Raw genomic sequence first — 26,980 nt, 5'->3', positions numbered from 1 at the left:
ATATAGGTATGATGCCCTTCGATGATACCGCAGAAGCATGCAATTCGTGACCCCAAGAGGCAGGTTCGCAAATCGTTCGTTTTGACGCAGATTTAGTGGCGGGTCAAAACTGGTCAAATCTGCACAGTCATTTGAGGGAGCCAGCTACAATAGATGAGGGGTTTTAGCTGAGAATAGATAGCGTGGGCAATACAAGGATATGGTGAGCGCTACATGAAATACAAGGTATGGGATAGTATGCACCCAGCACCGCTTGCTCTTTACATAACAATAACCATTGCCGTGGTTATGAGCGCAATGCATCCGGTGCTCATTGGGATTTCATGCTGCGCGTCTGGCGCGTATTTGTGTATTAGTACGGGTTTGTTGGGCGTGCTTAAACAATTGCGTTGGCAGATGCCGCTTGTACTGCTTATTGCACTGGTTAATCCCCTTTTTTCTGCCTCAGGTTCAACCGAGGTATTTAGACTGGGCACCCGTGCGATATATCTTGAAAGTTTGGTGTATGGCGCCTGCATGGGAGGGCTGCTTGTGGCGAGTGTGGGCTGGTTTGCCGTGGCGGCACAGATGCTCGACTTTGACCACGTGCTTACACTTTTGAGCAACCGTATGCCTACCCTTGCTCTTATGTTGGCGCAGCTTATGCGTCTCATACCTCGCTATCTGCGACAAGGACAGACCATTATGTCTACTCAGGCGGTGGTGCGAGCAGGGCGTGGCGCTAACATAGGGCGTGGCGCTAACATAAAACGTGGCACGAGTAACGCCTTTCAGGATGGACTGCGCGCTACACATGTTCTTATGGGTTGGGCGCTTGAAGACTCACTTGAAACAGCCGATGCTATGCGCGCACGCGGCTGGGATGCGGGGTCGCGCCGAAGTTTTTACACGAGGTTTTCTCTGACTAGCCGCGAGTATATGCAGATAGCCTTTGTGTTGTTGGGCGGTATAGCTTATGTGGCAGTAGCGGCTGTAGTTTCTTCTAGCGTGCATTTCTATCCACGGCTTAGCATCAATCATTGGTGGCTGGGATATGTGTTCTATGCCCTCTGGATGCTGGCTCCGACGATATATCTAACAATTGAAACGAGGCGTTTTTCATGAGTTTGTCTGAGCCATACGCGCTTGAAGTATGTAATCTGTCGTTTCAGTATGCGCTGTCTACACGCCCAGTCTTCAGCCGGCTCAGCTGGCGTGTTCCTAAGGGCTCGTTTACGCTGCTCACCGGTGCCACCGGCTCGGGTAAGTCAAGCTTGTTATCGCTGCTAAAGCCGGAGATTGCGCCGTCAGGGCGCTGCAGTGGTGAGCGGCTGATAGCAGGGATTCCGTTTGAAAAACTCGACCGCGAAAGCTCGGCGCGTACGGTGGGCTATGTGTTTCAAAACCCGGATAATCAGATTGTGTGCGATACGGTTTTGCGCGAGCTGGCGTTTGGACTTGAAAACTTGGGAGTGCCGCGCGCGCAGATGCGCAGGAAAATAGCCGACCTTTGCTATTTTTTTGGTATGGAAAGCTGGCTGCATGAGCCGTGCGATACCCTTTCAGGTGGAAGAAAACAGCTGCTTGCGCTTGCTGCCACATTGGTTATGCAACCGCACATCTTATTGCTTGATGAGCCAACCGCACAGCTTGACCCCATCGCCGAAAAGCAGTTTTTGCATGTTTTATTTAGGAGCAACAAGGAGCTGGGTTGTACGGTGGTAGTAGCAACACACAAGCCTGAGACAATGCATGAGTATGCAACGCACATGGCTCGTCTTGTTGACGGGCACGTGCAGGAGGTTCCGCTCAATCAGCGTGAGGATTCTGAGGCGTGTGAAGACTGCAAGACCTTGGAGGGAAAGACCTTGCACGCAGCGGGAGATGTGGCCCTTGCTTCACGGGGGCTGCCCGAACCGTTGAACTTCCAAGCATGTTCAGTAGAGCCGGTGAAGCACAAAGCTATGCCAGACTTGGTAAACACTGCAACCTCAGAAAGCGGCATAGACCTCGCAAGTACTGACGCTCCGGTAAACGCCGCAGCTCCCACAGCCCCTGCCGTCAGCCTTTCTAGGGCATATTATCGGTATGAGCCGCATGCTCCGTGGATACTGCGTGGTCTTGATATAACTATTCAGCAGGGCTGTATTCATGCGCTTGTTGGCGGCAACGGCTGTGGAAAATCAACCTTGCTACAGCTTATTGCGGGTGCAAAAAAACTTTCAAAAGGCAAGTTTACATGCAAAATTGCTGAGCGGGCATTGTTGCCGCAAAATCCTGTAGCATTGTTTGCGTGCGAGACGGTTTACGAAGAGCTTATGGAGTGGTCAGGGCTTGGTGGATACAATCTTCAAGCAGCTAAATCCATGCTTAACAAGGTGCAACTTACTTCACAGGTAGATGTGCATCCCTATGACCTTTCGGGCGGTCAGCAGCAGTTGCTAGCCTTAGCAAAGCTATTACTTATGCAGCCACGTTTGCTGGTACTCGATGAGCCAACTAAAGGACTTGATGCGCAGGCACGCAATCAGCTGCTCCAGCTTTTGGACCAGCAGCGCACTCAAGGCACTACTATTGTTATGGCAACGCATGATTTAGCGGCAGTACGTACTATGGCAGATTACGTATCGCTTATGTTTGATGGTGAGATTGCAGCAACAACCAGCGGGGAGGAGTTTTTTCATGACACCATGTTCTTCCGCCCCGCATAAATCTGCTGCGCCTGCCGCAGCTTCTTCCGACCTGCATAACCCTGCTCTACCAGAGCCAATTTCTCCTGCCTCTCACAAAACAGCTCTGCCGTCGACCCCTGCGCCAATGCCTGTCACACATGCGATGTCTGCTGCTCATATGCGCTGGCTTGAATATCCGCTGCTGCTCTTGGTGCCCGCTTGCATGGTGGCAAGCCTTATCTGGACTGATATTCCTGCTGCTGCGCTTATGTTGCTTGTAGTGATAGTGGTACTTGTTCTGTTTTTTATGAGCTATGACCGCGCGCGTCCAGGGCTTCGACAACTTATGCCGGTGCTTGTATTGTCGGCACTAGCGGCTGCCGGCAGAATATTGTTCGCTCCCATTCCAGACGTTAAGCCTGTTTCGGCAATTGCAATTATTGCTGGTGTGGCGCTTGGCCGGCGCGAGGGCTTTATGGTTGGTGCACTTGCAGCGCTCACTAGCAATTTCTTTTTTGGACAGGGAATGTGGACGCCATGGCAGATGTATGCTTGGGGGCTTGTTGGTTATGGTGCAGGGCTTCTTAACGACGCTCATCTCATTATGCGCTTAAACGGGCAGCCACGCATGGCGCTCGTACTTACGTATGGCGCACTCTCTGGTTTTATCTTTGGTGCAATTATCAATAGCTACGATATTCTTGGTTTTGTGCGCCCTCTAACCTGGGGAGGAGCCATTGCTCGTCTTGTTTCGGCGCTTCCTTTTGATATTTTGCATAGCCTAGCCACTTGCGCGTTTTTAGCGGTCTTGTTTGTACCGTGGATACGGCGCATTGAGCGCGTTGTGCAAAAATTTATGCTGCATGGGTATGAGTGAAGAAGATATTTGATTGCTCTTTGATAGCTCGCTTCGCTACGTACACGCGATAGCCCGACCCATGGAGGTTCCGTGCACGGAGATACCATTTTACTCATGACTTTTGTACTGGCGCTCGTTGCTGCCTTTGTGGGAGGTCTAACAGCGCGTATGTTAAAACTGCCGCCACTGGTGGGCTACCTGCTGGGTGGCTTGGCTGTAGGACCATTTACTCCCGGCTTCATTGGCGATTCGCATGCTATGAATCAGCTAGCTGAGGTCGGCGTCATGTTTATGATGTTTGGCACCGGTTTGCATTTTTCTCTTAAAGACTTAAACGAGGTAAAAGGCATTGCTATTCCGGGCGCTGTTCTGCAGATTACCTTGGGAACACTTGCAGGTTACGCACTTGCTCAGGCCTTTGGATGGGAGCCTGCGGCAGGCGTTATGCTTGGTTTATCTGTCTCGATTGCATCGACGGTAGTGCTCATAAAAAACTTAACTGATGAGGGTCTCTACCATACGCAGGGTGGACGGGTTGCAACGGGCTGGTTGATTGTTGAAGATTTAGTGACAGTGCTTATTTTGGTTGTGTTGCCCGTGGTATTTGGGTCGGGCGATATTAGCCCGCAAGAAATTGCACAAGAAATTGCGCTTGCACTCATAAAAACCGTTGTATTTGTAGCACTTATGCTGGTAGTAGGCTCACGCGTTTTACCGTGGCTGCTGGTGCGTATTGCGCGCTTTTGCCCGCGTGAGCTCTTCCAACTGGCAGTTGTTGTTATTGCGCTTGGTACGGCAATCGCTGCAGCAACTTTGTTTGACCTATCCGTTGCGCTTGGTGCATTTTTGGCAGGCGTTGTGGTTTCAGGGTCTAAGCTCTCGCATCGGGTAGCGGCAGAAACTATTCCGTTTCAAGACCTGTTCTCTATCATCTTTTTTGCATCAGTTGGCATGATGGTAAATCCGGGAACGCTCTTTGCTCACATGCCCGAATTACTTGTGCTTGTTGCGTTAATTATTCTGGGCAAATGGCTTATCAATATGCTGCTTGGTCTGCTCTTTTCTGCGGGCGTGAGCACGTCGCTAACCATTGCTGCGGGTCTTTCTCAAATTGGCGAATTTTCGTTTATTATTGGGCAAACGGGTATGGCACTTGGCATTTTGAGTGCTGACCAATATGCGCTTATTTTGGGTAGTGCGGTTATCTCGATTGCGCTTAATAGTTTTGTCTTTAAGCTTGAGCGCCCGCTTGAGACATACATGCATCACGTGCCCGTTTTGCAGCGTTTATTTGAGCGGCGGGTTAGCACATTCAAAGAGCCACCCCATGACCTGCAAAATCATGTGGTGATTGTTGGCTATGGCACGGTAGGCTCGGTGGTTGCCGATGTTCTCTCGGAGCTTGAGGTGCCGGTGCTGGTGGTTGAGCGCGATTTGCCAACAGCTGAACTTGCAGAAGCAGCGGGAATCCCTGTTCTGGTAGGAGATGCGGCCAATTCAGAGATTTTACGCCATGCCCATGTTGAGCGTGCGCGTGAACTGGTTCTTACTATCTCGCGGGAAAGCTCTGCGGTAAAGATAGCGTATGAGAGCCTGGCTATGCACGCTGGGTTGCGTATTGCAGCACGTGCAACAACTGAGGACGGTTTAGCATCGCTTGCAGAAGCGGGTGTAGTTGAGGCGGTTCGTCCTGAGCTTGAGGGTGGTATTGAGCTCTTGCGCCACACCTTACTTGACCTTGATTTTAAGGCAAACCAAATACAGGCCTTTGTTGACGCGCTGCGGGTACGCGGATATGAGGCTATGGAGGACTCGGCACGCTCGCAACGTGTACAAGCTTTTGAGCAGCTTATGGCTTCATTTGATGAGGTAAATATGCGCTGGGTTGAAGTGGGTCGTTGCGAGGTTGCAGGGCTTACGCTTACCGAGATTAATTTGCGTGCTCGAACAGGTGCGCAAGCTATTGCCATGCGGCATCAGGGGCTGGTAATGCCCATACACGATGCGAGTGCACCGCTTGAAGCGGGGGACACGCTTGGTCTTATGGGAACCAATGAGCAAATTGACGCTGCGGTGGTTCTTCTGTCTGACAGCGAGGATTGCGATTGCTGAGGCTGTGACTGTCTAGCTGCTGGATTTTGAGGAGAGATGCTAACGGCAGCCGAGATGAGCCGAGAGGTGCGTTGGCAGTCAGGCGGTAGCGAGAGATTTAGCGCGAGGCACGGTGGCAGCCAAGCGGTAGCTGCACTTATATTTCAAGGGTAAGTGTGACCGGACAGTGATCGGAGCCGCATATCTCGTTTAAGATTTTTGCTGACTTGATATGTGGACGCAGCGCTTCGCTTACCAGAAAATAGTCAATACGCCAGCCAGTGTTGTTCTTGCGTGCGTTGCCGCGGTAACTCCACCAGCTGTAGACCCCCTCAAGCGTGGGGAAGAGCGAGCGGAATGTGTCAACAAAACCAGCGTCAAGAAGCTCGGTAAACTTGCCGCGTTCTTCATCAGAAAAGCCTGCGTTACCACGATTAGCCTTGGGGTTTTTTAGGTCAATTTCATTGTGGGCTACATTAAAATCGCCGCAGGTAACAACCGGTTTTCCGGTTTCTTGTTCAAGCGCAGATAAAAAGTGACGATAAGCATCGTCCCAAGCCATGCGCACATCAATGCGGGCAAGTTTGTCCTGAGCATTTGGCGTGTAGACATCAACAAACCAGAAATGCTCAAACTCAAGAGCGCAAACGCGACCCTCGGTAGCGGCACATGCCACAAGCTCATGCGATTCGGGCGTGGCGTAGGCAAGAACCGCATCAGCGTGGCGCACCGAGAGCGGAGCCTCGCGCGAAAATACAGCGGTACCCGAGTATCCTTTGCGCTCGGCATAGCTCCATACCTGATGGTAACCCGGTAAATCCAGTTCAAGCTGTCCCTCTTGCATCTTGGTTTCCTGGATACCAACGAAGTCAGCATTAAGCTGGGCAAAGATTTCGACAAAGTTTGGGTCTTTTTTCATGACCGCGCGAAGGCCATTGACGTTCCAAGAGGTAAAAGTATAGGTTTTAGACATAAGACTCCTTAGAGCAAGTGTGATAATCAAAGACGGGCATGTGCCTGCGCTGGAAAGCCTTTGTGCAGTTACATGACTTCTTCTGGGTAATTACATTATGTGAACCATACCAGAATGTTCAGCGGGAGCGGGCAAATTTTTGTGTGGCTATTGCGGCAATATGGCTGCGTCATAAACATGGATAGTGCGTACGGCTTGCATGAACGTAGGCTATATATGCGGCGTAGGAGGTGCAAGTTCGATACAATACCAAGCAGATGTATTTAGGCCGAAAGGAACTTCATGGCAACCGATACTAAGACGTGGCGCTGCGGAAAGTATGAATTGAGCTTCGACCGTCCGCGTATTATGGGCGTGCTCAATGTAACGCCTGACTCGTTTTCGGACGGCGGCGACCATGTAGATCCCGAATCTGCTATTGCTTATGGTCTTAAGATGTTGGACGAAGGTGCCGACATTATTGATGTGGGTGGAGAGTCAACACGTCCGGGATTTACGCCGGTTTCTGCTGATGAAGAGGCTAAGCGGGTGCTGCCGGTAATTCGCGCACTGGCTCAAAAAGGTGCTATTGTCTCAATTGATACGCGCCACGTTGAGGTGGCAAAGGCTGCGGTGCGCGTGGGTGCAAGCATTGTTAATGATGTCACTGGCTTTACTGACCCTAAGATGGTTGAGTTTGTAACGCATAATACCTGCGGCGTTATTATTATGCATGCAGGCGACCCACTGGCTGAGGAACCGCGCCGTCATACGGCGGTGCAGCTGGATACGTCGGCAGCTGCTTATGCAGCGGAGCGGGCTCAGCGTGTTGCAAATGCTGAGCTTGGTAGGGGCGCTAAGGCAAAGCGTGGGCGTTTAACCACAGGAATTATGCAGACACAGCTGCCTCTGTTGGGCATGTCGGTGCCAAATGGCTCTGAGGCAGCAGTAGCGCCTGAACAGGTAGATGAAGCGAATAGTGCTGCAAGTGCGGACGCTCAGCGTGAGCAAGAAGCTGCATTGATGCTTGAATCAGAGCAGCAGGCGCCAACGAGCGATGAGCTTCAGGCCATTATGGCACGCTCGGCCAAGCGTGACGCTACTCTGGGTGCGAGTTCACAGCTGCGGCGTTTTACCTTGCCTGATTCGGCGCCTATTATGCGTCAAGTTATGGGTTTCTTGTCAGATCAGGCACGCGCTTTAATGCAGGCAGGTGTGGATAGAAACCGCATCTGCATTGATCCAGGTCCTGGTTTTGGTAAAGAAGCCAATGAGGATATTGTTATTCAGCGTGAGACAGCCAAGTTGTCCTCGCTAGGATACCCTCTGCTGTGCGCCGTGTCGCGCAAGCGCTTTGTGGGTGCAATTTCGGGCGTGACTGATGCTCGGGCACGTGATGCGGCAACCTATGGCGTATGTCTTGGAGCAATTCAGCTGGGCGCTAATATTGTGCGCGTGCATGATGTAACCGGATTTGCTCAGTTCTTGAATGGCTTTTGGGCTATTGCGCGTCCGCAGCCACGCCGTGCTTTTATTGCGCTTGGCTCCAATATGGGAAAGCGCACCGATAACATTCGTGCAGCTAAAAACCTCATTGCCGAGATTCCGATGACCTGCGTGTCCAATTGTTCGCGCATTTATGAGAGTGAGCCGGCATACGAAACACGGCAGGAACCGTTTGCAAATGCAGTCATTGAGATTAAGACTGAGCTTGCGCCGCTGATTTTGCTTGAGCAGCTTATGCAAGTTGAAAACAGGCTGGGGCGCAATCGTACCAAGAGCGCGCGAGTTAATGGACCGCGGGTGATTGACTGCGATTTAATTTGGATGGACGGCGAGGTTCATGGTGGCGATAAGTTGCGCCTACCGCATCCGAGCCTTGGTGAGCGTGACTTTGTGCTTGTACCGCTTGAAGATTTAATGCATGATCCAGCGCGCTTTTTCCGCTTTGAGGGTATCGATGTAAAGGAGCCTGAGGAGCGCTACGGGCATGTGACTGGTGAGCTGGGCGTATTGTAGAAGTTCTGCTTGGCTTGCGGCGGTATTTAGCATGCCGTAGGGTGAGGCTGGGTTTTTGTGTTTGGCAAAGCGTGCGCCTGAGCTCGGCGTAGCGTGCACTTGAGCTCGGCGTAGCGTGCATCCGAGCTTGTATCTGGGTCTGCGCGTGTTACTGCAGAGTATGCGAGATTTGAGCCTGCGTAATTACTGTGGGCTATGCGCGGTGCGTATGGCTTGCATGCGTTTCCAGATTTCGTGTACCCCGCGCAGGGTGAGCTGCTGATCAACCACATCAAAGACGTCGGTGCAGGTAGCAACAACCGAGGCAAGGCCACCAGTTGCAATGACGGTGGCGGGTTTGTTGTGAGCTGTGGAGCTCGTGGCTGTGGGTGCTGGTGTGGTTGTGGGCGCGGCCGCATTTGTGGATATGCTTGTAGCGGTTTGTGTTTGTAGCTCGCCTTGAATACGGCGGATAAGGCCTTCTGCCATGGCGGCAGCACCTATGACAGTGCCGCTTTGCACAGCTTCAAGAGTGCTTGTTCCAATGGTGTGCTGCGGCGCTTCGAGCGGGACACTAGCAAGACGGGCGGCTCGCGCGATAAGGGCATCAAGGCCTACGCGAATACCAGGAGCAATAACGCCGCCGATGTAGGCGCCCGTGTGGTTGATGACATCAACGTTGGTGGCAGTGCCAAAATCAACAACAATGCAGGGGCTGCCATAGAGCGTGGCGGCTGCGGTTGCGTTGGCAATGCGGTCAGCACCAACCTCGGCGGGGTTAGGAGCGACAACATTGGTAACAAGGGCGGTATCAGGACCGATTTGGATAATGGGAAGCGAGAGCTCCTGGGCAACGAGTGTCCACGAGCGCAAAAGGTCAGGGACAACGCCTGCAAAGGCAATCCCAGTGACAATATCGAGGCTGAGCTTGTGTAGTTGAAAGTAGCCAAGAAGGCGGAGGTGCAGCTCGTCTTTGGTAAAGCTGCGGTCGGTTGGCATGCGCCAAGATTGAATGAGCGTGTCTTGGTCAAAGAGACCAAGGGCAGTTTGGGTGTTTCCCATGTCAACAGCGAGGAGCATGAAACCTCCGGAGGTGTGTGCGGCAAGGAGATGGTTGCACGTGGTGGCTTTGTTGGGCGGTGCCTGTGGTGCACGTTAAGTGGTGTGCAGGACATATACCGCATGCTCAATTGTATACTGCGGGCGTGTGAATGGGGAGATGGGCTGTAGGTTGTTGCGGTAAGAGTTAGTGCGGATTGTGGAGAATAAGCGCCGAATTATCTTTCTGTTTGACTAAGGGTGTGCAGAAGCGTAGTATTCTCCCTTGCGCACTAGATGCGCCCAGACATTGCGGGGTGGAGCAGTCTGGTAGCTCGCCGGGCTCATAACCCGGAGGTCGTAGGTTCAAATCCTGCCCCCGCGACCAAAAATACAGCCCTGACCTGTGAGAACAGGTCAGGGTTTTTTATCTGCCGCTGAAACAGGCGTATTGCTGGCTAAATAGGCTACCACCAGCCAAACTGACTCTTTCCGGTGTCCATTTTTGCGATGGCTTCCGGCATATAGGAAGAAAAGTGTGCCTGATTTGCGTCATATCATTACCTTTGCTCAACACAGTTTCGCTCTGGCGCAAGCATAGGACGCTCTGGCACGAGTAGCTTGCGGATGTGCACAAGCACGCTCTTCACAAGATTGCGCCCTGGTGAGGTAAGATTACAAAAGCCTTTCTATGTGTCTATAAAACAGCTGGCCGATAAACTCGCCTGCGGCGCCTAGTTCTCCACAATTGCCTGCGAAGGGCGCTGCTAAAAGCGCTTCAACGGCATGGTGCCTTGCGACGATTGACATCATGGATTAAACTAAATACTCACATTAAATAGAACGATGTGAGTATTTAGTAAAATACGGACGGAAGATTGCGGATGTTGTACGGATACGACGAAATGATTGAGCGCTACGGATCTGCCTACCAGATAGGCAAGGCGATTGAATCCAGCTCGCTTTTCAAGGTCGCTCGTGGGGTCTACTCCGACGAGCGCCACTCGGATCCCGGCGCGGTGGTGTGTACGCTCTATCCGCAGGCCGTGCTCACCATGGACTCCGCCTTCTATCTGCACGGCCTTACCGACGTGATTCCCGAACTGATTCACGTTGCGACACCGCGCAACTCCACGCGTATTTGCTGGCTGGGCGTGCGGCAGTACTTCATGGAGCCGAGACTGATGGCCGTCGGCGTCGAGGTGATGGAAGCCAGCGGTTCGCCCGTCCGCGTGTTCAGCCGCGAGCGCATGTTGGTCGAGCTCCTGCGCTGTGCGAGCGCGTTCCCACTCGACTACTATAAGGAGCTCGTCGGCTCGTACCGTAGGGTTGCGGGCGACCTGGACATGCGCGAGGTGGAGGACTGCATGGCGCTGTACGCGCGGGCGGATGGCCTGTTCGACATGCTTCAGAGAGAGGTGCTCTAGATGGACCTTGCTCAGATACGCGATGCCTACATTGACGACGGGCTTGACTACCAGAACGCCACTGTACGCACGTGTCGCGACGTAGTCCTCACGTTGATAGCGGCTTCCCGCATGGCGGATCACGTGACCGTGAAGGGAGGCGTTGTCATGCAGCAGATATCAGGCGATAGGCGCAGAGCCACGCGTGACCTAGACCTTGACTTTGTGCGCTACCCGATGACCGACGAGAGCATATGTGTCTTCATAAACGCGCTCTGTCCGCCGGACTCCGTCGTGCGGATTGACATCATCGCCCCTGTTGAGGACCTGAAGCATCAGGACTACCGCGGTAAGCGCGTGCACCTGCGCGTCACGGATGGTTTCGGGACGAGTATGGAGATGAAGCTCGACCTCGGCGTGCACGATAAGCTCTCATTGGAGCAGGACGAGCTGTGGTTTGATTCGGCGTTGAGCGACGACGGTATGACTCTTATGGCCAATAGCAAGGAGCAGGTGTGCGCTGAGAAGCTGCGCTCCCTTATGCGCATAGGGGCTGCCTCGACTCGCTTCAAGGACGTGTTTGATGTGTACTATCTACTGTGCCGCGAGGGTGTGGAACCCGACGCCTTCGACCGTGCCATGCGCGTGCTCGTTTACGACGATTCTGGCATGCGTGAGAACTGCGCCGGCGACGTGTGCACACGCTTGGCTCGCGTGCTAGGAGACAGGCGTTTCCGCCGCAACCTCGCGAACGCTCGCAACAACTGGCTCGGCGCGAACGTGGACAAGGTGACTGCGGGCATCCTGCGCTATTTCGAGTAGTTGGAGCGCAGCCTCTAAAACCTACGCGCGTTGGGAAGCCAAAGCGCGTGCGGCAGCGGGGTAAAGGCAGCTGTGGTAGCGATTCATATCATCCTCAAGGTTGAACCTAATTGATGATTCGGCATTTAGAGACAGCGCTTCTTTAGAGGAAATTGGGCTAAATGACAGTCTTGAACACCCAGCTGTCTTTGTCTTAGATGTGTCATTAAGGATGAGCTGCATGGCCTCTGCAATACGCACAGAGCGATTTGCTCGTGCTGTCTGGCGTGGCATTATTTGCTTGGTGGCTAAATAGGTTACCACCAGCCAAACTGACTCTTTCCGGTGTCCATTTTTGCGATAGCTTCCATGTCAGATTCTGTCAGTTCAAAGTCAAAGATGTCGAGATTATCCCTCATGTGCTCGATGCTCGTTGACTTTGGGATGACGGGAATGCTTCGCTGGACGAGCCATCGCAGCGCGACCTGGGCGGGCGTCTTACCGTGGGCTGAGGAGATGCTCTCAATGATGCCGCTTGTGAGCGCATCCCGATTTCCGGCTACGAGAGGAGACCAGGACTGCATGATGATGCCGCAATTCATGCATTGCGTGAGCGTCTTGTTCTGCTGCCTCAAGGGATGTGTTTCCACCTGGTTGACCATAGGGGCTATCCTGCAGGTATTGAGGAGATTCTCAAGTTTCTCTCCCAGGAAGTTGCTTACGCCTATCGCGCGTGCTTTGCCGTTTTCATAGGCTTCTTCGAGTGCTCGATAGATTCCTTCGATGTCGCCCGAAGGTTCATGGATGAGTAGCAAATCTACGTAATCGCACCTCAGCTCCTCTAGGCTGCGCTCGATAGATGCGACAGTGTCGCGATAGTTGTTTGTCCAGGTCTTGGTGGTTATGAACAGCTCGCTCCGTGGGATGCCGGATTCTTCTACAGCCTTCCCTACACCCGACTCGTTGCCGTAGCACTGCGCGGTGTCGATAAGGCGGTAGCCAGCTTCAAGTGCATCTAAAACAAGCTCTCTTGTTTTAGGCAGAGGCGTACGATACGTACCATATCCGACTATCGGCATTATGACGCCGTTTTTTAGTTCAACATATTCCATCATCGCATGCATTTTCTACAACAACCTTGACAGGTTTTTGGCCTCGGATTTGGTACTTGCTACCCCCAGATACTCAAGTCCGTAAACTTCGCAGAACTTGCTTATGGAGTACGCTCCGGCTTCAATCATCCAAGGTTTGGGGGCAGCTCCTTGAAAGAGAAGAACGAGTTTTTTACCGGACAGTTGCCCATCTCTACCATAGGGCAATGCCTCATACAGGCGGTCGAGCAGGTTTCGTACCGCTCCGCTCAGGTTGTGCCAGTAGACCGGCGAGCCCATAACTATCGTGTCCGCGTCTTTCATCGCAGATAGAACCTCGTCGAGCTGGTCGTTATCGAAGCGCTGACCATAACTAAAGATTCTATAATCCACTAGATTGAGCGTGTTGAAGTCTCTACCCTCAAGAAGAGTATTAGCAAGCCTTGCGGTATTGCCTCGTTTGTTGGGACTTCCGTTCACAAATAGGATGCTCATAATATGATTCCGTCTTCCCGTACGCTTTGCTAATGGTTTCGTTATACGAACTTGACCTCGTAGGAGTTGCGCTTGGCATTGAAGTCCCAATAGAGGTCGGCGATGTTGTCGGGTGCGAAGTGCTCGTCGCCCCCGATGACGCCGCAAACCATGACCATTCCGACAAAGATTCCCTTATCTGCAAGCTCTTGGTTCTTCTCGAGTGCAAGGTTTTGAAGCGCCGCCTTGCCCATGGAGAGTGCGACATATCCCGGGTAGGGGTTCTCGGCGAAGATGCCGCCTGTGAGGATAATCGATCCGTTTTTGGCGGCAAGTCCATTGGTTGCGAACTTGTCGATAGTCTCGTAGGCGCCGACAACATCTGTGGCGAGGTGGCGCATAACATCCTTTGCCGTGAGAGGCTCCTCGTCAGGGGAAGTGATTCCAACGTTGTAGACGATGACATCGGGGTCTCCCATGTCAGCTTGGATGGCTTCGATTGTCTTGTCGAACGCATCGATGTCGGTGACGTCCGTCGCGTAGGTGGAAACCTTGATTCCAAGCGCTTCGAGTTCTTGCTGGTACGTGGCGAGGCTCATCTCATTTCGGGCGAGAAGGACGACCTCGTAGTCCTCTCTGCCAAACCTGCGTGCGATTGCGTTGCCAAGACCTGGACCTGCACCTATGACGACAATTTTCTTGTTCATAATTTAGTCCTTTCTCTTAAGCGTTAGGTAAAGGCTAGTCTTTACAAGTCATATGTTGAATGCTTCAATTGGTTAATGAGTATTAGTCTGTAGTTAATGCAAAGGATGAAGGGAGTAAGCTTGCTTGACCAGCGCGTGAATACGTTTATGACCGTAGTGGATAGTGGGAGCTTTTCCCGTGCGGCAAAAACTCTCTACATCACACCAGTATCGGTAAAAAAGCAGCTTGACTCATTGGAGGCAGAGCTTGGTATCGAGCTTCTTGAGCGCACTAACCGCGGGGTTACGCCGACAGAGGCTGGAAGGATGTATTTCGAGAGCGCGCGGCAAGCGCGGAGCATTATGGATGCGTCTCTTCAACGTGCGCGCTTTCTTGGAGGCTTTGCCGCTCGTCGCATCCGGGTTGGAACATCGCTTCTTCGGCCTGCTTCCAAGCTTCTGGAGGTGTGGGCGCGTGTCGGTACAGAAAGCGATTTGAGTATCGAGGTTGTCCCCTTCGATGACGGCACGGAATTAGACGATGTCGTCAAGCATCTTGGAGAGGATATCGATTGCATCATCGGACCTTGCGACGCACCGCATTGGCATGAAGCGTGCAGCGTGCTCAAGTTGGGATTCTACGATTGTCGAGTGGCAGTTCCGCGAAAGCGTGCGCTTGCATGCAAACCGTTTCTTACCTGGGATGATTTATGTGGTGAGTCGATTATGCTTGTAAGGGGCGGGGAGTCTCCAGTCATGGATTCTATTCGCGCCGAGATTGAGGGCTATCATCCTGAGGTGAGCGTCGTGGACGCACCGCGCTTCTACAGCATCGAGACGTTCAATTACTGCGAGAGCCGCTCGCTTCTTATGGAGACGCTGGACGCATGGGAAGGAGTTCATCCCGGATTCGTGACTATTCCGATGGATTGGGGCTATAGGGTTCCCTTTGGGATGCTCTACGCGAAGCGCGCAAGCAATGCCATGAGGGAATTCGCGGCTTTAGTAGAGAAGGCGATTTAGCTCCATCAGGGGGTTGCCAAAGATTTGGGGACAACTTGTTTCGGTATCGTGGCAGGGTTTTATACGCATGTTGGGCATAGCTGAGCGTTTGACTGATGGAGTAAGCGTTCGAGGCTCGATTGAAGCTACTAGCAAGGTTTGGTTTGCTCATATGTTGGAGGTCGTAGGCTTAAATTCTGCGCACACGAGCACGAACTTTACACTTGAACTGGTAAAACGGTTCAGGTGTTTTTATCTAACTGATTTTTTTATGGGTAACCCAAAACGTTACGAAAATCGCTCTCCGGTTGCGGCGTAGCGCAAGTAACAAGGGCTGAATTTCCACTCTGGCGCAACCGTCTTGAACTTTCTTTGAATTTGTAAAAAAGAAATACCTAATAAGGGCTCTAAATCGTCCGAGTTTTAACTGACAGTGCAAAGCCCAGCACATTACATCGAAGTACTCTCACTCATACTGTTTCGTGCACCGTGCGCACAAGATAGTGCTGCTTGCTACCGTATGTGTTTAGCTATGAGATGGGGCAATGACTTGCTGTTTTATAGGAAAGATTATTGATTACAATTTAATAAATCTATTAGAATTATTTCAATTATGAGTTTATAAAACAGTAAAGAATGCATTATGACCTACAGAGAAATTTATCGATACAGAAATATTTGTCATGCCAGACCTTGTCTGGGTAAACAGCTTCCGGCTTTTGTAGTAGCACAATACGACAAGAATGATTTTCTTCTCTACTCTCATGGAGCTTTTGATATTTGGTGTGTATACCATGCGGTGTCACTGGATAACATTGCTGCACAGACGATTTTACCTGATGATTACCCTCTTTCGCTTCAAACTATAGAAGTAGAAAAAATGACCGGCACTAATACAGACTTTATCGGTTCATTCGTTGAGTACGCTGTTGTCAACTTTGAATTCGATGCGCCAGAAGATGTTGACTATATGCAGGAAATAAGAGATTTAGCCGTGAAGTATGGCAGAGAAAGGGTGTGGAGCTCATTTCTCGATTTATACGAAGTCATTCCTCAGAAGAGAGATGTGGAGATTAGTAGAGAAATGACGCAAAAGGTACTTCAGATAACCGCTGAATATCCAGGTGAACCCAGGCTTCGATACATTCTTGATTGCTTGCTATGTGCAATGATTGCCGAAAATAATCGCTTGTGTAAATACGGCTCCAAATTCGACACGAAGCTAGGTAAGAAGGTCAAAGCGCTGGGGATTTACCAAGCAATATTTGAGCCAGAACTAGGCATTCGCGAAGTTGCAAATTATTCCAAAGGACAAAGCGTCGAGTGGATTTCAAATGAGTGTGCAAATCGAGGAATAAATACTCCCAACATGTAGATTTAGTAGCGCTAGTACACCACAAGGCTGAATTTGGATTGTTGATCTGCTGCCTAGCATGTAATCAGAAGAGATACATTACAAAGAAGGAGTAAGAAGTGACGCCAGGTCATCTGACTAGATTTTTTGACGCTAGGCCTGAGCGGAACTCCTTTACAGCTCTGTAGGTTACAATTATGGCAAGCGGTTTTGCGACCAGGAAGGGGTGTTCATCATGCCTTATGGCGAATATGCAGAGTGTCCGCATTGTGGACTGATAGCGCACGATAGAGAAGAAATTGAAGTGCTGTTTGGCTATCGATATGGCGGAGCTGTGCCGCAGTCATGGTGCCGCAAATGCCGCTCGTCTAGGTCGGACAAAGCCTTGAACCCATTTGATGCTGTCGATACCTGGATGTCGAACGGAATGGACGAAGATTATATGTTTAGCTATTCGGAGGATGAACTGCGCAAGTACATTTAAGCGCTGTCACAAGAGCTCGGCAGTCAGTGCATATCGGAAAACCGATATGCACTGACTGGTGCTACATTTAAAAATGGATATCTCTGAATATCCTGCAATAAGAAGGGTCAGCGATGGCAAGGAAAAATAAATATCTAAAGCCGATATTGAAATGGGTTGGAGGCAAGCGTCAGCTTTTGAGCGAAATATCGCCTCTAATTCCCTCTTCGCCATCGCTGTATGTTGAGCCGTTCATTGGCGGCGCAGCTGTGCTGCTGGATAAGCAGCCAGAGAAGGCTCTTATAAGCGACTTCAACGAAGAACTAATAAACGTTTACCGAGTGGTGAGGGATCACCCCTCACGACTTATAGAACTGCTTAAAGGTCATGAAAGGGAAAACAGTAGCGATTACTACTACGAGGTGAGAGCGCTAGATCGTGATACATCTTTTTCTCAGGTATCGAATATCGAGCGCGCTGCAAGAATAATCTATCTCAATAAAACCTGCTTCAACGGCCTTTTTCGCGTTAACTTCCAAGGGCAGCTAAATGTGCCCTACGGTCGCTACAAGCATCCGAATATCGTTAATGAGCCGGGTGTCATGGCTCTCTCGACTTACCTGCAGGGTGATATTGATATCCGGTGTGGCGATTACGCAGCTGCCCTCGAGAATTTACCCCAGGGCTCCTTTGTGTATCTTGATCCGCCGTACATGCCCGTATCTGCTACCTCTGCATTTACCGGTTATACCGAGGGCGGATTCAATTATGACGAGCAAGTAAGGCTGCGAGATGAGTGCTTGAAACTCAAAGAACAGGGAATTTCTTTCCTCCAGTCAAATAGTGACTGTCCTGCAATACATGAGCTGTACGAGGGCTTTTCCTTGAAAATAGTTAAGGCAAAACGTTCAATAAACAGCAAAGGCGATAAACGCGGCGCCGTGAATGAGGTTCTGATCAGTGGCTAATATAATTTGACAACTGAATCAAGCGCAATTAATGCGCTAATGGCTAGCGGGAAATTAGATGATTTTCTCGGTTCGGAAAACACCGTAGAAACGTTCAATGGACGCACGGTTACGGGTGATTTTGTTGATGGAGCAAGTTACGGGTGATTTTGTTGATGGAGCAATTATCTGGCGCAGACAGCTGGTGAGGCCCCTGCCAAGTAGCCTTCGGTGCTGTCTAGGACGAGGAATCGGCTATGGAACAAGGTCACGTGCCTGATTTCGAGCGTCGTAGACTTGTCCCTCGAAGAAGATCTTCTGGTTCGGTGCCTCACGGATCTGCTTGAACATATGGGCGTTGTCTGCGATGAAGTGATGCATCTCGACGAAGGCATTCATAATTTTGACGCATACCGTTATTGCTGTCTTGCTTCTGAGGACGGCAGAGAGCATGGCAGTGCCCTGCTCGTTTAAGACTCTGGGAAGGTAGCGTTTTTTCCGCTGCGACCTTCGTTTTTTAAGGTCACAATTTGCGATTTTAAAACTTGACTCTCTGTGATGTTTTACATCTTGGAAGGGTTTATAGATGACAGCTTGAACAAGGTAATGACGGACTCTTTGCAACGTAAAGCGCCTCAGCCTGTCGCCCTCGCGGTAATCTCGCAGGAAGTTTGGTGCTGAGTTGGTCAGACGATATACTGCACAACTACATATCGCTCGCGTTAGTATATTAAGGGGGATAAGCGATGATTCTTAAAACTAAACGGCTTCTCTTGCGGCCTTGGAAAGAGTCCGACGCTGAGCGTCTTTACCACCACGCCAGCAACCCGGCGGTGGGTCCCATGGCTGGATGGCCTGTTCATACGAGTGTTGAAAACAGTCGTGAGATTATCCTAAACGTCCTTTCTGCTGGGGAGACATACGCGGTATGTCTGAAAGATGACGGACAGCCCATGGGAAGCATCGGCCTCACCTCTCCGAGGCAAATTCATGGCGCAATCCTGTCAACCGAGATGGAAGTTGGGTTTTGGATTGGTGAGCCGCACTGGGGCAAAGGATATATGCCCGAGGCAATTCGCGAGGTGCAGAGACATGCTTTTGAAAACCTTGGCTGTACGGCTCTTTGGTGCGGTTACTACGACGGCAACATAAAATCGAAACGTGTCCAGCAGAAGTGTGGGTTCATCTACCACCATACTGAGAAGGACGTTAATTGCCCCTTGCTTGGTGAAGTGCGCACCGAGCACTTCACATATCTGAGCCAGGAACGATGGAAATTGCTTTAGACGTTCGGTGAGGGTGAGAATGTTGTCATCAGGCCAATCTTTCGTCTGGATTCGATGTTCTCGACGATTTCCTCTGCAAAACCATTGAGAACCTCCGTATTACACAGACTTAAACTCACCCTTGATGAGGAACAGCAACCCATACGGGTAAGTATCTGAATTTACTAGTACTCCCAGTTCACTCTTCTCAGTGAATAGACGAAGTCACGATGCCAAAGCGTATCAGTATGCCTTATCGATGGCGCTTGGGTACATATCTGTACCGAATCAACCGTTGATTCGGACGGAAAGGAATAATTGCACCTTTGCTGGAAAAATACGCTTTGCGGACTTGATTATTCCCCGAAATCCCAGCGGGAGTAATAGCGGGTGGCTTAAAATCGGTCTCTTCTCCCGAATTAGCATCGAACGGACGCCACTATGGACGGGTTTACTACGATGCAGTCGATAAGCTATGCATGCATTGATGAGGTGGTTACCTGTCTTTGCGGCAAACGGCTTTTCCGGCATGCTCTCCTGCTTCTTCATCCTTATTGCGCCTTCATTACATGAGATAATGCATAATCATCAACGATGGAAAGGGTGCGTGTATGAAGCCCGAATGTTTATCAGATCAGCTGTTATTCAATACGGTTTGACTTACAGCTAGTAACGGTAGCTGTGGCACTGGTTCGTACTTCAACTTCCAAGCAAACGGAAAGACCTTCCCAACCATCATCACTAACAAGCACGTCATTAACAACAACCCAGACGAGGAAATGACATTCTTCGTTCAGCTGGTTGAAGAGGGCGGCTCAACCGAAGAGAGTTACCGAGTTGCGTACAAGGCACAATGGATCTTCCATCCCACACACGACTTGGCATTTTGCTTCGCAGCTCCCGTCTTCAATGCTGTCAAGCAAATTACGGGTAAAGATGTCTTCTATATCGGGAACGACATGAGCATTATTGCAACGGAAGAAAAGTTGAGAGATGTTCGCGCGGTCGAGGAATTGACCATGGTCGGTTACCCCGTCGGATTGTGGGACGAGGTTAACAACCTTCCGTTTTTCCGGCATGCTACACTGCATCACATCCAGCCTATGACTTCAACAGCCCTAGAATTGGGCTTGTTGACATGGCGTGCTTCCCGGGGTCTTCGGGTTCGTCCGTCTATATCCTCAATGAAGGAAGCTTTCAAGACAAACACGGCAATATGAATATCGGCATTTCAAGATTGTTCTTCCTAGGCATACTCTATGCAGGTCCTGAATATACGGCAGTTGGAAAGCTGCAGATACGAGGTGTTCCGACGAAAATGATGGTTGAGCCCCAGACCAATATAATGACCAACCTTAGCTACTACATCCGATCCCACGAATTGAACGCCTTTTAGGAAACTTTCTTGTTGCGAGGCATCCCTTAGACAATCCCCGCCTTCTCAAAATGCTTCCTCATGATCTTTAGCGAGACGAACGCACCGACAAGGCTCATCACCGCCGTAAGGACAACCATTCCGACGTACATGGAACCCGAGAACATCGCGACGAACTGCGCCATGGTCTCATCGGTGAGTCGCAGTATTTCTTGGCGCTCGGAAAGATACTGAGCAGCTGAAAGGTATATGGGAAGGGTGTAGAGCGCCGACTGCAGCGTGCAACCGACGGCGTAAGCCGCAACGAGACCTTTCCTGTTCGAGTACCCGATCCACGTGGCAACCACCTCCGCAAGGGCCCAGCCCGCGATACTGCCGATGACACCGAAGACGTTTGCCGCCATCAGGCCGGGCAGCACGTTTATGGTCCCCATGATGAGGAAGGCTCCGGTCTTCCTGACTTTTGCGGCAAGGAGCAGATAGGCTATCGATGTGAAGAAACAGACGATGGGTATGTTGGCGACTGTCCCAACAACGGTGAGTCCCGCGATGCCTCCCACTACGAAGAAGATTAGGAGGGACAGCGCTCCGAAGACGCCAATGGATACGAGATCTCGAGTCCCTATGGTCGAGGTTTCGCCTTTTTTCATAATGAGTCCTTTCTTCCGTTCTGATTTAAGACGTACAAGTTTGACGAGACAAGTCTCGTCCTGTGCCCCTCTATCGCGGTCCGAATTGAAGCCACGCAAGCACTCCGGTTGCCAGGAGAGTGAAGGCGGTTGCCACGGCGTCCCTCTCTCCGAAAGACAGGGGCTGCAGCACCGTCGCTTGGGTCTTGCTGTCTAAGCCGCGGGCAAGCGCGGATGCCGCCAGCTCGTCGGATACCCTCACGCTCCTCATGAGGAGCGGAACTATCAAAAGCTCGCATGCGAGAGCAGGGTGTCTGAACACGTATCCCCTTCCTGCGAGCACGCGCCGCGTCTTCAGGCTTTCCATGAGATGCGAGGCGTCCCTGCGTATAGTTGGGAAGAATCGCAGAATGACCATGCATGGAATGAGAACCGCTTGCGGAGTTCTCATAGACTGCAGCGCAGCGAGAAGATCCTGCATCGAGGCCAGTTTAGAAAGGGAGATGCCCAGAAGAGCCAGAACTACGAACTTCTGGGCCATGTAGCTCAGCATGACCACGGCGATTACAAGCGTCGTGTTGCCCGCCCCTTCGGCGAGAGCCATGACGGCAGCTATGAGGCCATAGGCGGCAGATAGGGCGATGCACGGCCGCCATGCCCCGGAGACGAGCGCGCATAGAGCCCCGATAGCGCATGCCGCATGAGCTGCCTCCGGACGGTTGGAGAGCACTGCGGCAATGCCCAGAATGCAGGTTGCGAGCAGAGCTGTCCGCGGGTCTATGCGTCTGTATGAGCGCCCCATTGCACACCTCCCTTCCAAAGCGATCTCAAGAGCCTCTCTCGCGCCGAGCCGTCAAGGGCGAAGTCGTCAACGATGATCCCATCCCTCAGATGGAGGATGCGGTCGCAGGCGGAGAGGAGGAACTCAGGATCGTGCGAGACGGCGAATACGACGCTTCCCGATTGTGCGAGCGATCGGATCGCGGAAGAGACTCTCTCCATGTTTTCCCTGTCCAAGCCGCTCGTCGGTTCGTCGAAGAAATAGGAGACAGCCTCATCGACGACAGCGCATGCTATCGCGAGGCGCTGCTTCTGTCCTCGCGAGAGTGTTGCGGGATGAGCTTCCCTCATATCCCATAGCCCCAGCCTTCTGAGTGCTCGCTCACAGGCAATGGCGTCTCTCCGTCCGCCCAACGAGAGCTCTCCCAGCACGCTATCGGAGAAAAGCTGGTAGTCTGGATCTTGCATGACTAGTCGGATGCGCCCCAGCCGCTCCTTTGGCGAAAGAGGCCTGCCGTCTACGGACACGGTGCCCCTATCCTCTTTCTCAAGTCCGCAGCACAGGCGCGACAGAGTTGTCTTCCCCGCACCGTTTTTCCCTATGATTCCGATTACCTCGCCGAATCGGGCGGAGAAGCTCAGCGGGCCGATGGCGCGGGGGTCGCGCGGTGTCGACCCGGCGCTCCTCGTCGAATGCTGTGAGCCGTATGAGACCGTAAGATTATTTATCTCGAAGACCGCATTCTCACGCTTTGACAAGGTCGGCTCGTGGTCGGGTATAGCGTTTAGCGCCGACTTCAGCTGTAAGCTCCTTAGACCCATATGGGCGAGCGTGGCGTCGTCGAGGGACAGCGCACTGGCTGCGTCGTATACGTGGGATACGGCACCGTCTTCGATGACGACCATCCGGTCGATGAGGTCAGACAGATAGAAGAGGCGGTGCTCCAGAACGATGACGGTCTTTCCCTCGCGTTTCAGCTCGGATAGTGTCTTCCTGAGGGTCTCCACGGCCCCCATATCGAGGTTTGCGGACGGTTCGTCGAAGACGTACACGGAAGGCCCCATCGCATAACAGGAGGCTATGGCCACCAGCTGCATCTCTCCGCTCGAGAGTTCGAACACGCTCCTATCCCGCAGGCGCTGGATGCTCATGCGCCGGAATGCGCTTTCGACCCGCTGCGCGGCCTCGTTGCGTGGCAGTCCCGCGTTCACGCAGCCGAATGCCACCTCGCTCGTCGTGTCGGTCATGAAGAACTGGCTGCGAGGGTCCTGGAAGACCGAGCCGACCATCCTTCCTATGTCTCCGATTCCTATCTCGCGTGTTTCCGTTCCGCCGACTCTTGCTGTTCCTTCCAGCTCGCCCTTGTAGAAATGAGGGATAAGACCATTTATGAGCCGTGCGACCGTGGTTTTCCCGCAGCCGCTTCTTCCTGTCAGGAGCACGAACTCGCCTTCATGGATATCCAGGTCGACGCTGTGGATAGCATCGCCGTCCTTCCCCGCGTATTGGAACGACACTTTGTCGAGGGTTATGTGCGTGGGGGCGCTCATGCCTGGCCCTCCGTCTTGACCCCACGTTCCCAGAGGGTCCGATAATAACCGGCGCTCTCCTCGAGGAGCTGTTCGTGGGTGCCCCTCTGCACGATTTTCCCCTGTCGCATCACGATTATCTGGTCGGCAGAGCGGATGGTGCTCAGATGGTGTGCCACCACGAGCACTGTTCTGTTCTGCGCGAGCGCAGAGACGGCTTTCTGTATGAGCACCTCGTTGACCGGATCCACGCTGCTCGTCATCTCGTCGAGCACGAGGATGGGGGCGTCCTTTAGGAACGCCCGAGCGACGGACAACCTCTGCTTCTGCCCGCCTGAGAGACCCACGCCATTCTCCCCGATGGGCGTCTCGTAGCCCTGTGGGAGCGACATCACGAACTCGTGGATGCACGCCTTCTTGGCCGCCTCCACCACTTCCTCGTGCGTCGCATCAGCCTTGCCGATGCGGATATTCCCCTCGATGGTGTCGGCGAAGAGCCGCACATCCTGCATGACGACGCTGATAGAGGCCAGAAGGTCGTCGTAGGGGATGTCTCTTACGTCCAAGCCGCCGACACTCACGCTTCCCGCATCCACGTCCCAGAACCTCAGCAGGAGGTTGGTCAACGTGCTCTTGCCTGACCCGGACTCGCCTACGAGTGCCGTCATGGTATGTTCGGGAACCGTGAACGTCGCCTCGGACAGCTCGAAAGAGTCCCTTCCATAGGAGAAGCGCACCTGGTCGAATCCGATCGAGTGCGACGAAGGTACGCGCGGCTCATCGGGCTCGGGGACAGAGGACGCGCGGACAATCTTCTCTATTCTGCGGAAGCTGTCCCTCACCTTGAGGTAGTTCATCCAATGCGACTCCATGGCGAAGAACGGCTTGTAGAACTCTGCGCTCGCGATGATGAAGCCGATGTAGACGAACAGGGGCAGGGAACCGTTCTGCACGAGCAGGGCGCCGCCCGCTGCCATGACTACGAAGGCGAGGTCCGCTACAAGGCTGTAGGCGGACAAGACCAGCGCCCTGTTCCGCGACGCCGCCTTGCTGCTTTCGCCGAAGCTTGCCACCGTCGCCTCGAGCCTGCGGTCGAGAGTCTTGCTTTCGGCGAAGGCCTTCAACAGCGGGATGCCCTTCACGTACTCGACGAACAGGCTCGTCATGTCCGCCGCGTCGTCCCCACATCTGCCCTCGAGGGTCTGGGCCTTTCTCAATCCTGCTGCAAGAAGCGCAAGCGCGGCGGGCAGGGTCGAGACCATGAGCAGCGCCATGTGCCAATCGACGAGGATTGCGGCCGCGAGCAGGATCGTCGCGACGATAAAATCGGCTGCCATCCTCGTCCAGAGGTGCCCTACCACCATCTCCATGTTGTCGATGTCCTTGTGGACGATGTCGCCGATCTCGCCCAGGCGCTCCCCCGTGTAGAAGCCCAGGGAGAGCGACTTCAGTCGCCTGACGACGGCGATCCTGATCTCCAGAACGAGGTCGAATCCTGCGCAGTGCTTCTGCTTGTCGGCCACGATGCCGCTTGCCCCCTTGACGAGAAGAAGGCAGATGAGCGCCACCCAGTAGAAAACGAAATCGGTCGCTCCACTCAGGACCGAATGGATGGCTGCGAGGACGACGAAGGCCATCGCCACGCTGGATAGCGCATAGATGGTGAAAGCGGCGATGCTTACGGCCATCATGCGTCGACCCGCAGGGGTCATCTTCCCTAAGATCTCCCTTACCATGATGTGGCCTCCTTGATGTCCCAGCTGTCCACCTGCTTTTGCCTGGCGACCATCTCCTGATAGAGGGCACAGGTGTACATGAGCTCTTCGTGGGTTCCATGCCCGGCTACACGGCCTTCCCTCATCACCACGATCTGGTCCGCCCCTCGAACGGCGTTCAGGTGGTGGGCTATGGTCACGACGGTCTTGTCGCGGGACAGGTCGTCTATCGCCTCTTGTATAAGGGCTTCGTTCTCGGCATCGACCGCGGCCGTCGCCTCGTCGAGGATGATGACGGGGGCGCCTTTCAGCATCACCCGGGCGATCGAGATGCGCTGGCGCTCGCCACCCGAGAGCTGGACGCCGCCCTCGCCGGGAACCGTCGCGTATCCGTGCGGGAGTCCGGAGATGAAGTCGTGGATGCGCGCCCTTTGAGCCGCTTCGACCACCTCTTCATGCGTTGCTTCCGGCCGACCGATGAGGATGTTCTCTTCGATGCTCTGGTTGAAGAGGAACACGTCCTGCTGGACTATGGAGAAGAAGCTTGACACCTGCCTTTCGGAGAGGCAGGAGAGGTCCTGCCCGCCCACTGTAATGCGTCCGCTGTCAGGCTGCCAGAATCCCATGATCAGACTTGCGAGCGTGCTCTTCCCGCACCCCGAGGAACCTACGAGCGCGTTGGTGCTTCCCTTGCGAAACACCAGGTCTATCGAGTCGAGGGCTCGTTTCCTCTCGTTGCCGTCCCCCTCGCTTTGAGGGTAGGAGAACGAGACGCCGTGCAGCTCGATGTCTCCCATGCGGGGCTCCTCGGAGTCCTCGACGGGGTCTGCGGCCTCGACGCCCAGCACCGACTCGATACCCGTCATCGCCTGGTCGAACATGAAGCGGTAGTGCTGCAGGGTCGCCGTCTTGGCCACCGATGACGTAAAGGCTGCGGAGAGCACCATGGCCAAGATGAGACGTTCGATGGATATGCCGCCTGTGGAGAGGAGCCACGTTCCCACAATCAGCACAAGTACCGTCCCAGACTCCATGAACAGCGCGATGAGCGCCATGGGAACCGAGACGTCGTTCATCGAGCTGGTTGCCCAGCTCACGTAATCACGCGCCGCCATGATGGTTTCGTCAGTCTTGCGTTCCTCCTTCCCGAACGCCTTGACGACCGCTACGTTGGCGACGTATTCCATGAGGCTGTTTTGCATGCGGGAGGCGTACTGAGCCACCATCTCGAAGCCCTTCGCCCAAGCGGGTGCCGCCGCCTTATTCACGAACCACATGAGGGGTAGGCCCGCCATCATGCACAGGGCGAGCCGCCAGTCTACTACAAGCATGAGGACGAACGCGGCGGCGGGGAACAGAGTGGCCGAGGCCGATTCGGGAAGTCCGTGGGCAAGGTAGACCTCAACCTGTTCCACGTCGTTGCGCATGATGTTCGCGAGATCTCCCGGTCTTCTTACTTGAAAGAAACCCAGGGGGAGCCTCTTCAGATGGCGCACAATGCGCAGGCGGATGTCCGTCAGGCACGAGTACGCCGCCTGATGGGACTTCCATGTTGCTGCGTACATGCACACCGCCTTCCCCGCCACACATGCTGTCATGCCCGCTGCGGCATAGGCAATCGCAGCGGGCGAGAGGGTCCCTTCTAAAAACAGGTGGACAAGGAAGATCACGAGAACCGTGGGAACGAGCCCAAGAACCGCCCTGGTTAGAAGCAAGGCATTAGATAGCCGGCTTTTCGCCGTCATCTCCTTGACCAACTCCTTTTTGTCTTTCATAGAATTTCTCCTTCTTCTCCTTCAATATTAAATAGAGATTCGATATTGAGAGTAGATTAAGACCTATCCCAGTTCGACATAGCTAACTATATCATTAT

The 26,980-nt window shown here is 53.0% G+C and carries 24 protein-coding genes and 1 tRNA gene; 15 read left to right on the top strand and 10 right to left on the bottom strand.

Features of this window, described 5'->3' with window-relative positions:
• The first annotated feature begins 213 nt into the window (after positions 1-213).
• The 4 genes from KPC83_RS06790 (at position 214) to KPC83_RS06775 (ending at position 5,622) form a co-directional block, all read left to right on the top strand.
• The gene (locus KPC83_RS06790; RefSeq protein WP_216278498.1) at positions 214-1,104 is read left to right on the top strand and encodes an energy-coupling factor transporter transmembrane component T; all 891 of its coding nucleotides are present in this window, start codon (positions 214-216) and stop codon (positions 1,102-1,104) included.
• Positions 1,101-2,690 (top strand): ABC transporter ATP-binding protein, encoded by a 1,590-nt coding sequence (locus KPC83_RS06785; RefSeq protein ID WP_216278497.1) that lies wholly within the window; start codon positions 1,101-1,103, stop codon positions 2,688-2,690. The genes KPC83_RS06790 and KPC83_RS06785 overlap by 4 nt, the downstream gene beginning before the upstream one ends.
• Positions 2,662-3,528: a DUF6580 family putative transport protein gene (locus KPC83_RS06780; RefSeq protein WP_253200914.1), complete on the top strand. Its 867-nt coding sequence runs from the start codon at positions 2,662-2,664 to the stop codon at positions 3,526-3,528. Before KPC83_RS06785 ends, KPC83_RS06780 begins: the two co-directional genes overlap by 29 nt.
• Positions 3,529-3,600: 72 nt before the next feature.
• Positions 3,601-5,622, top strand: a complete 2,022-nt coding sequence (locus KPC83_RS06775) for a cation:proton antiporter (protein WP_216278496.1) — start codon at positions 3,601-3,603, stop codon at positions 5,620-5,622.
• Between the two features lie 136 nt (positions 5,623-5,758).
• On the opposite strand, the gene KPC83_RS06770 is transcribed toward KPC83_RS06775, so the two are convergent.
• Positions 5,759-6,574: an exodeoxyribonuclease III gene (locus KPC83_RS06770; protein ID WP_216278495.1), complete on the bottom strand. Its 816-nt coding sequence runs from the start codon at positions 6,572-6,574 to the stop codon at positions 5,759-5,761.
• 282 nt (positions 6,575-6,856) lie between these two features.
• Between KPC83_RS06770 and folP the strand changes: the two genes are divergently transcribed.
• The gene (gene folP / locus KPC83_RS06765) at positions 6,857-8,572 is read left to right on the top strand and encodes a dihydropteroate synthase (protein WP_216278494.1); all 1,716 of its coding nucleotides are present in this window, start codon (positions 6,857-6,859) and stop codon (positions 8,570-8,572) included.
• 183 nt (positions 8,573-8,755) lie between these two features.
• Here the strand turns inward: folP and KPC83_RS06760 are convergent, their stop codons facing one another.
• Complete coding sequence (locus KPC83_RS06760) at positions 8,756-9,631, bottom strand: type III pantothenate kinase (protein WP_216278493.1); 876 nt, start codon at positions 9,629-9,631, stop codon at positions 8,756-8,758.
• A gap of 269 nt (positions 9,632-9,900) precedes the next feature.
• Between KPC83_RS06760 and KPC83_RS06755 the strand changes: the two genes are divergently transcribed.
• From KPC83_RS06755 to KPC83_RS06745, 3 genes are all read left to right on the top strand, one after another.
• A tRNA-Met gene (locus tag KPC83_RS06755) sits at positions 9,901-9,977 on the top strand.
• Positions 9,978-10,494: 517 nt separating this feature from the next.
• On the top strand, positions 10,495-11,016 hold the full coding sequence (locus KPC83_RS06750) for a hypothetical protein (RefSeq protein ID WP_216278492.1): 522 nt from the start codon (positions 10,495-10,497) through the stop codon (positions 11,014-11,016).
• A complete protein-coding gene (locus KPC83_RS06745; RefSeq protein ID WP_216278491.1) occupies positions 11,017-11,817 on the top strand; it encodes a nucleotidyl transferase AbiEii/AbiGii toxin family protein in 801 nt (266 codons plus the stop codon).
• Between the two features lie 296 nt (positions 11,818-12,113).
• On the opposite strand, the gene KPC83_RS06740 is transcribed toward KPC83_RS06745, so the two are convergent.
• The 3 genes from KPC83_RS06740 to KPC83_RS06730 are packed head-to-tail and all read right to left on the bottom strand — an operon-like array spanning position 12,114 to position 14,068.
• Entirely contained in the window at positions 12,114-12,908 is a 795-nt protein-coding gene (locus tag KPC83_RS06740; protein ID WP_216278490.1) for an aldo/keto reductase, read from the bottom strand.
• 15 nt (positions 12,909-12,923) lie between these two features.
• Positions 12,924-13,382, bottom strand: coding sequence for a flavodoxin family protein (locus KPC83_RS06735; protein ID WP_216278489.1), 459 nt, complete (start codon positions 13,380-13,382; stop codon positions 12,924-12,926).
• A gap of 41 nt (positions 13,383-13,423) precedes the next feature.
• Entirely contained in the window at positions 13,424-14,068 is a 645-nt protein-coding gene (locus KPC83_RS06730) for an SDR family oxidoreductase (protein ID WP_216278488.1), read from the bottom strand.
• Positions 14,069-14,173: 105 nt separating this feature from the next.
• Here KPC83_RS06730 and KPC83_RS06725 point away from each other — a divergent pair, with 105 nt between their 5' ends.
• The 7 genes from KPC83_RS06725 (at position 14,174) to KPC83_RS06700 (ending at position 20,298) form a co-directional block, all read left to right on the top strand.
• Positions 14,174-15,070: a LysR family transcriptional regulator gene (locus KPC83_RS06725; protein WP_216278487.1), complete on the top strand. Its 897-nt coding sequence runs from the start codon at positions 14,174-14,176 to the stop codon at positions 15,068-15,070.
• Between the two features lie 622 nt (positions 15,071-15,692).
• The gene (locus tag KPC83_RS06720; RefSeq protein WP_216278486.1) at positions 15,693-16,424 is read left to right on the top strand and encodes a hypothetical protein; all 732 of its coding nucleotides are present in this window, start codon (positions 15,693-15,695) and stop codon (positions 16,422-16,424) included.
• Between the two features lie 214 nt (positions 16,425-16,638).
• On the top strand, positions 16,639-16,887 hold the full coding sequence (locus KPC83_RS06715) for a hypothetical protein (protein WP_216278485.1): 249 nt from the start codon (positions 16,639-16,641) through the stop codon (positions 16,885-16,887).
• A 113-nt stretch (positions 16,888-17,000) separates the two neighbouring features.
• A complete protein-coding gene (locus KPC83_RS06710) occupies positions 17,001-17,834 on the top strand; it encodes a DNA adenine methylase (RefSeq protein WP_216278484.1) in 834 nt (277 codons plus the stop codon).
• A gap of 6 nt (positions 17,835-17,840) precedes the next feature.
• Complete coding sequence (locus KPC83_RS07305) at positions 17,841-17,981, top strand: hypothetical protein (protein ID WP_371819265.1); 141 nt, start codon at positions 17,841-17,843, stop codon at positions 17,979-17,981.
• Between the two features lie 578 nt (positions 17,982-18,559).
• Positions 18,560-19,099, top strand: a complete 540-nt coding sequence (locus KPC83_RS06705) for a GNAT family N-acetyltransferase (RefSeq protein ID WP_216278483.1) — start codon at positions 18,560-18,562, stop codon at positions 19,097-19,099.
• Between the two features lie 758 nt (positions 19,100-19,857).
• Positions 19,858-20,298, top strand: coding sequence for a hypothetical protein (locus KPC83_RS06700; RefSeq protein ID WP_216278482.1), 441 nt, complete (start codon positions 19,858-19,860; stop codon positions 20,296-20,298).
• A gap of 202 nt (positions 20,299-20,500) precedes the next feature.
• Here the strand turns inward: KPC83_RS06700 and KPC83_RS06695 are convergent, their stop codons facing one another.
• The 5 genes from KPC83_RS06695 to KPC83_RS06675 form a co-directional block, all read right to left on the bottom strand.
• Positions 20,501-21,103 (bottom strand): MptD family putative ECF transporter S component, encoded by a 603-nt coding sequence (locus KPC83_RS06695; RefSeq protein ID WP_216278481.1) that lies wholly within the window; start codon positions 21,101-21,103, stop codon positions 20,501-20,503.
• A 70-nt stretch (positions 21,104-21,173) separates the two neighbouring features.
• Complete coding sequence (locus KPC83_RS06690) at positions 21,174-21,884, bottom strand: energy-coupling factor transporter transmembrane protein EcfT (RefSeq protein ID WP_216278480.1); 711 nt, start codon at positions 21,882-21,884, stop codon at positions 21,174-21,176.
• A complete protein-coding gene (locus KPC83_RS06685) occupies positions 21,860-23,413 on the bottom strand; it encodes an ABC transporter ATP-binding protein (RefSeq protein ID WP_216278479.1) in 1,554 nt (517 codons plus the stop codon). The genes KPC83_RS06690 and KPC83_RS06685 overlap by 25 nt, the downstream gene beginning before the upstream one ends.
• Complete coding sequence (locus tag KPC83_RS06680; RefSeq protein WP_216278478.1) at positions 23,410-25,128, bottom strand: ABC transporter ATP-binding protein; 1,719 nt, start codon at positions 25,126-25,128, stop codon at positions 23,410-23,412. The genes KPC83_RS06685 and KPC83_RS06680 overlap by 4 nt, the downstream gene beginning before the upstream one ends.
• Complete coding sequence (locus KPC83_RS06675) at positions 25,122-26,882, bottom strand: ABC transporter ATP-binding protein (RefSeq protein ID WP_216278477.1); 1,761 nt, start codon at positions 26,880-26,882, stop codon at positions 25,122-25,124. Before KPC83_RS06675 ends, KPC83_RS06680 begins: the two co-directional genes overlap by 7 nt.
• Positions 26,883-26,980: the final 98 nt, after the last annotated feature.

Origin of the sequence: Collinsella sp. zg1085 (genome assembly GCF_018889955.1) — a bacterium.
GTDB lineage: Bacteria > Actinomycetota > Coriobacteriia > Coriobacteriales > Coriobacteriaceae > Collinsella.
Note: the sequence above shows the minus strand (reverse complement) of the source record. Positions and strands in the feature narration are given on the sequence as shown.

Bases quoted from the DNA above. Each gene is read 5' to 3' on its own strand.
- KPC83_RS06790 (WP_216278498.1), top strand. From the start codon at position 214: ATGAAATACAAGGTATGGGATAGTATGCACCCAGCACCGCTTGCTCTT.
- KPC83_RS06785 (WP_216278497.1), top strand. From the start codon at position 1,101: ATGAGTTTGTCTGAGCCATACGCGCTTGAAGTATGTAATCTGTCGTTT.
- KPC83_RS06780 (WP_253200914.1), top strand. From the start codon at position 2,662: ATGACACCATGTTCTTCCGCCCCGCATAAATCTGCTGCGCCTGCCGCA.
- KPC83_RS06770 (WP_216278495.1), bottom strand. From the start codon at position 6,574: ATGTCTAAAACCTATACTTTTACCTCTTGGAACGTCAATGGCCTTCGC.
- folP (WP_216278494.1), top strand. From the start codon at position 6,857: ATGGCAACCGATACTAAGACGTGGCGCTGCGGAAAGTATGAATTGAGC.
- KPC83_RS06760 (WP_216278493.1), bottom strand. From the start codon at position 9,631: ATGCTCCTCGCTGTTGACATGGGAAACACCCAAACTGCCCTTGGTCTC.
- KPC83_RS06750 (WP_216278492.1), top strand. From the start codon at position 10,495: ATGATTGAGCGCTACGGATCTGCCTACCAGATAGGCAAGGCGATTGAA.
- KPC83_RS06745 (WP_216278491.1), top strand. From the start codon at position 11,017: ATGGACCTTGCTCAGATACGCGATGCCTACATTGACGACGGGCTTGAC.
- KPC83_RS06740 (WP_216278490.1), bottom strand. From the start codon at position 12,908: ATGGAATATGTTGAACTAAAAAACGGCGTCATAATGCCGATAGTCGGA.
- KPC83_RS06735 (WP_216278489.1), bottom strand. From the start codon at position 13,382: ATGAGCATCCTATTTGTGAACGGAAGTCCCAACAAACGAGGCAATACC.
- KPC83_RS06730 (WP_216278488.1), bottom strand. From the start codon at position 14,068: ATGAACAAGAAAATTGTCGTCATAGGTGCAGGTCCAGGTCTTGGCAAC.
- KPC83_RS06725 (WP_216278487.1), top strand. From the start codon at position 14,174: ATGAAGGGAGTAAGCTTGCTTGACCAGCGCGTGAATACGTTTATGACC.
- KPC83_RS06720 (WP_216278486.1), top strand. From the start codon at position 15,693: ATGACCTACAGAGAAATTTATCGATACAGAAATATTTGTCATGCCAGA.
- KPC83_RS06715 (WP_216278485.1), top strand. From the start codon at position 16,639: ATGCCTTATGGCGAATATGCAGAGTGTCCGCATTGTGGACTGATAGCG.
- KPC83_RS06710 (WP_216278484.1), top strand. From the start codon at position 17,001: ATGGCAAGGAAAAATAAATATCTAAAGCCGATATTGAAATGGGTTGGA.
- KPC83_RS06705 (WP_216278483.1), top strand. From the start codon at position 18,560: ATGATTCTTAAAACTAAACGGCTTCTCTTGCGGCCTTGGAAAGAGTCC.
- KPC83_RS06700 (WP_216278482.1), top strand. From the start codon at position 19,858: ATGACATTCTTCGTTCAGCTGGTTGAAGAGGGCGGCTCAACCGAAGAG.
- KPC83_RS06695 (WP_216278481.1), bottom strand. From the start codon at position 21,103: ATGAAAAAAGGCGAAACCTCGACCATAGGGACTCGAGATCTCGTATCC.
- KPC83_RS06690 (WP_216278480.1), bottom strand. From the start codon at position 21,884: ATGGGGCGCTCATACAGACGCATAGACCCGCGGACAGCTCTGCTCGCA.
- KPC83_RS06685 (WP_216278479.1), bottom strand. From the start codon at position 23,413: ATGAGCGCCCCCACGCACATAACCCTCGACAAAGTGTCGTTCCAATAC.
- KPC83_RS06680 (WP_216278478.1), bottom strand. From the start codon at position 25,128: ATGGTAAGGGAGATCTTAGGGAAGATGACCCCTGCGGGTCGACGCATG.
- KPC83_RS06675 (WP_216278477.1), bottom strand. From the start codon at position 26,882: ATGAAAGACAAAAAGGAGTTGGTCAAGGAGATGACGGCGAAAAGCCGG.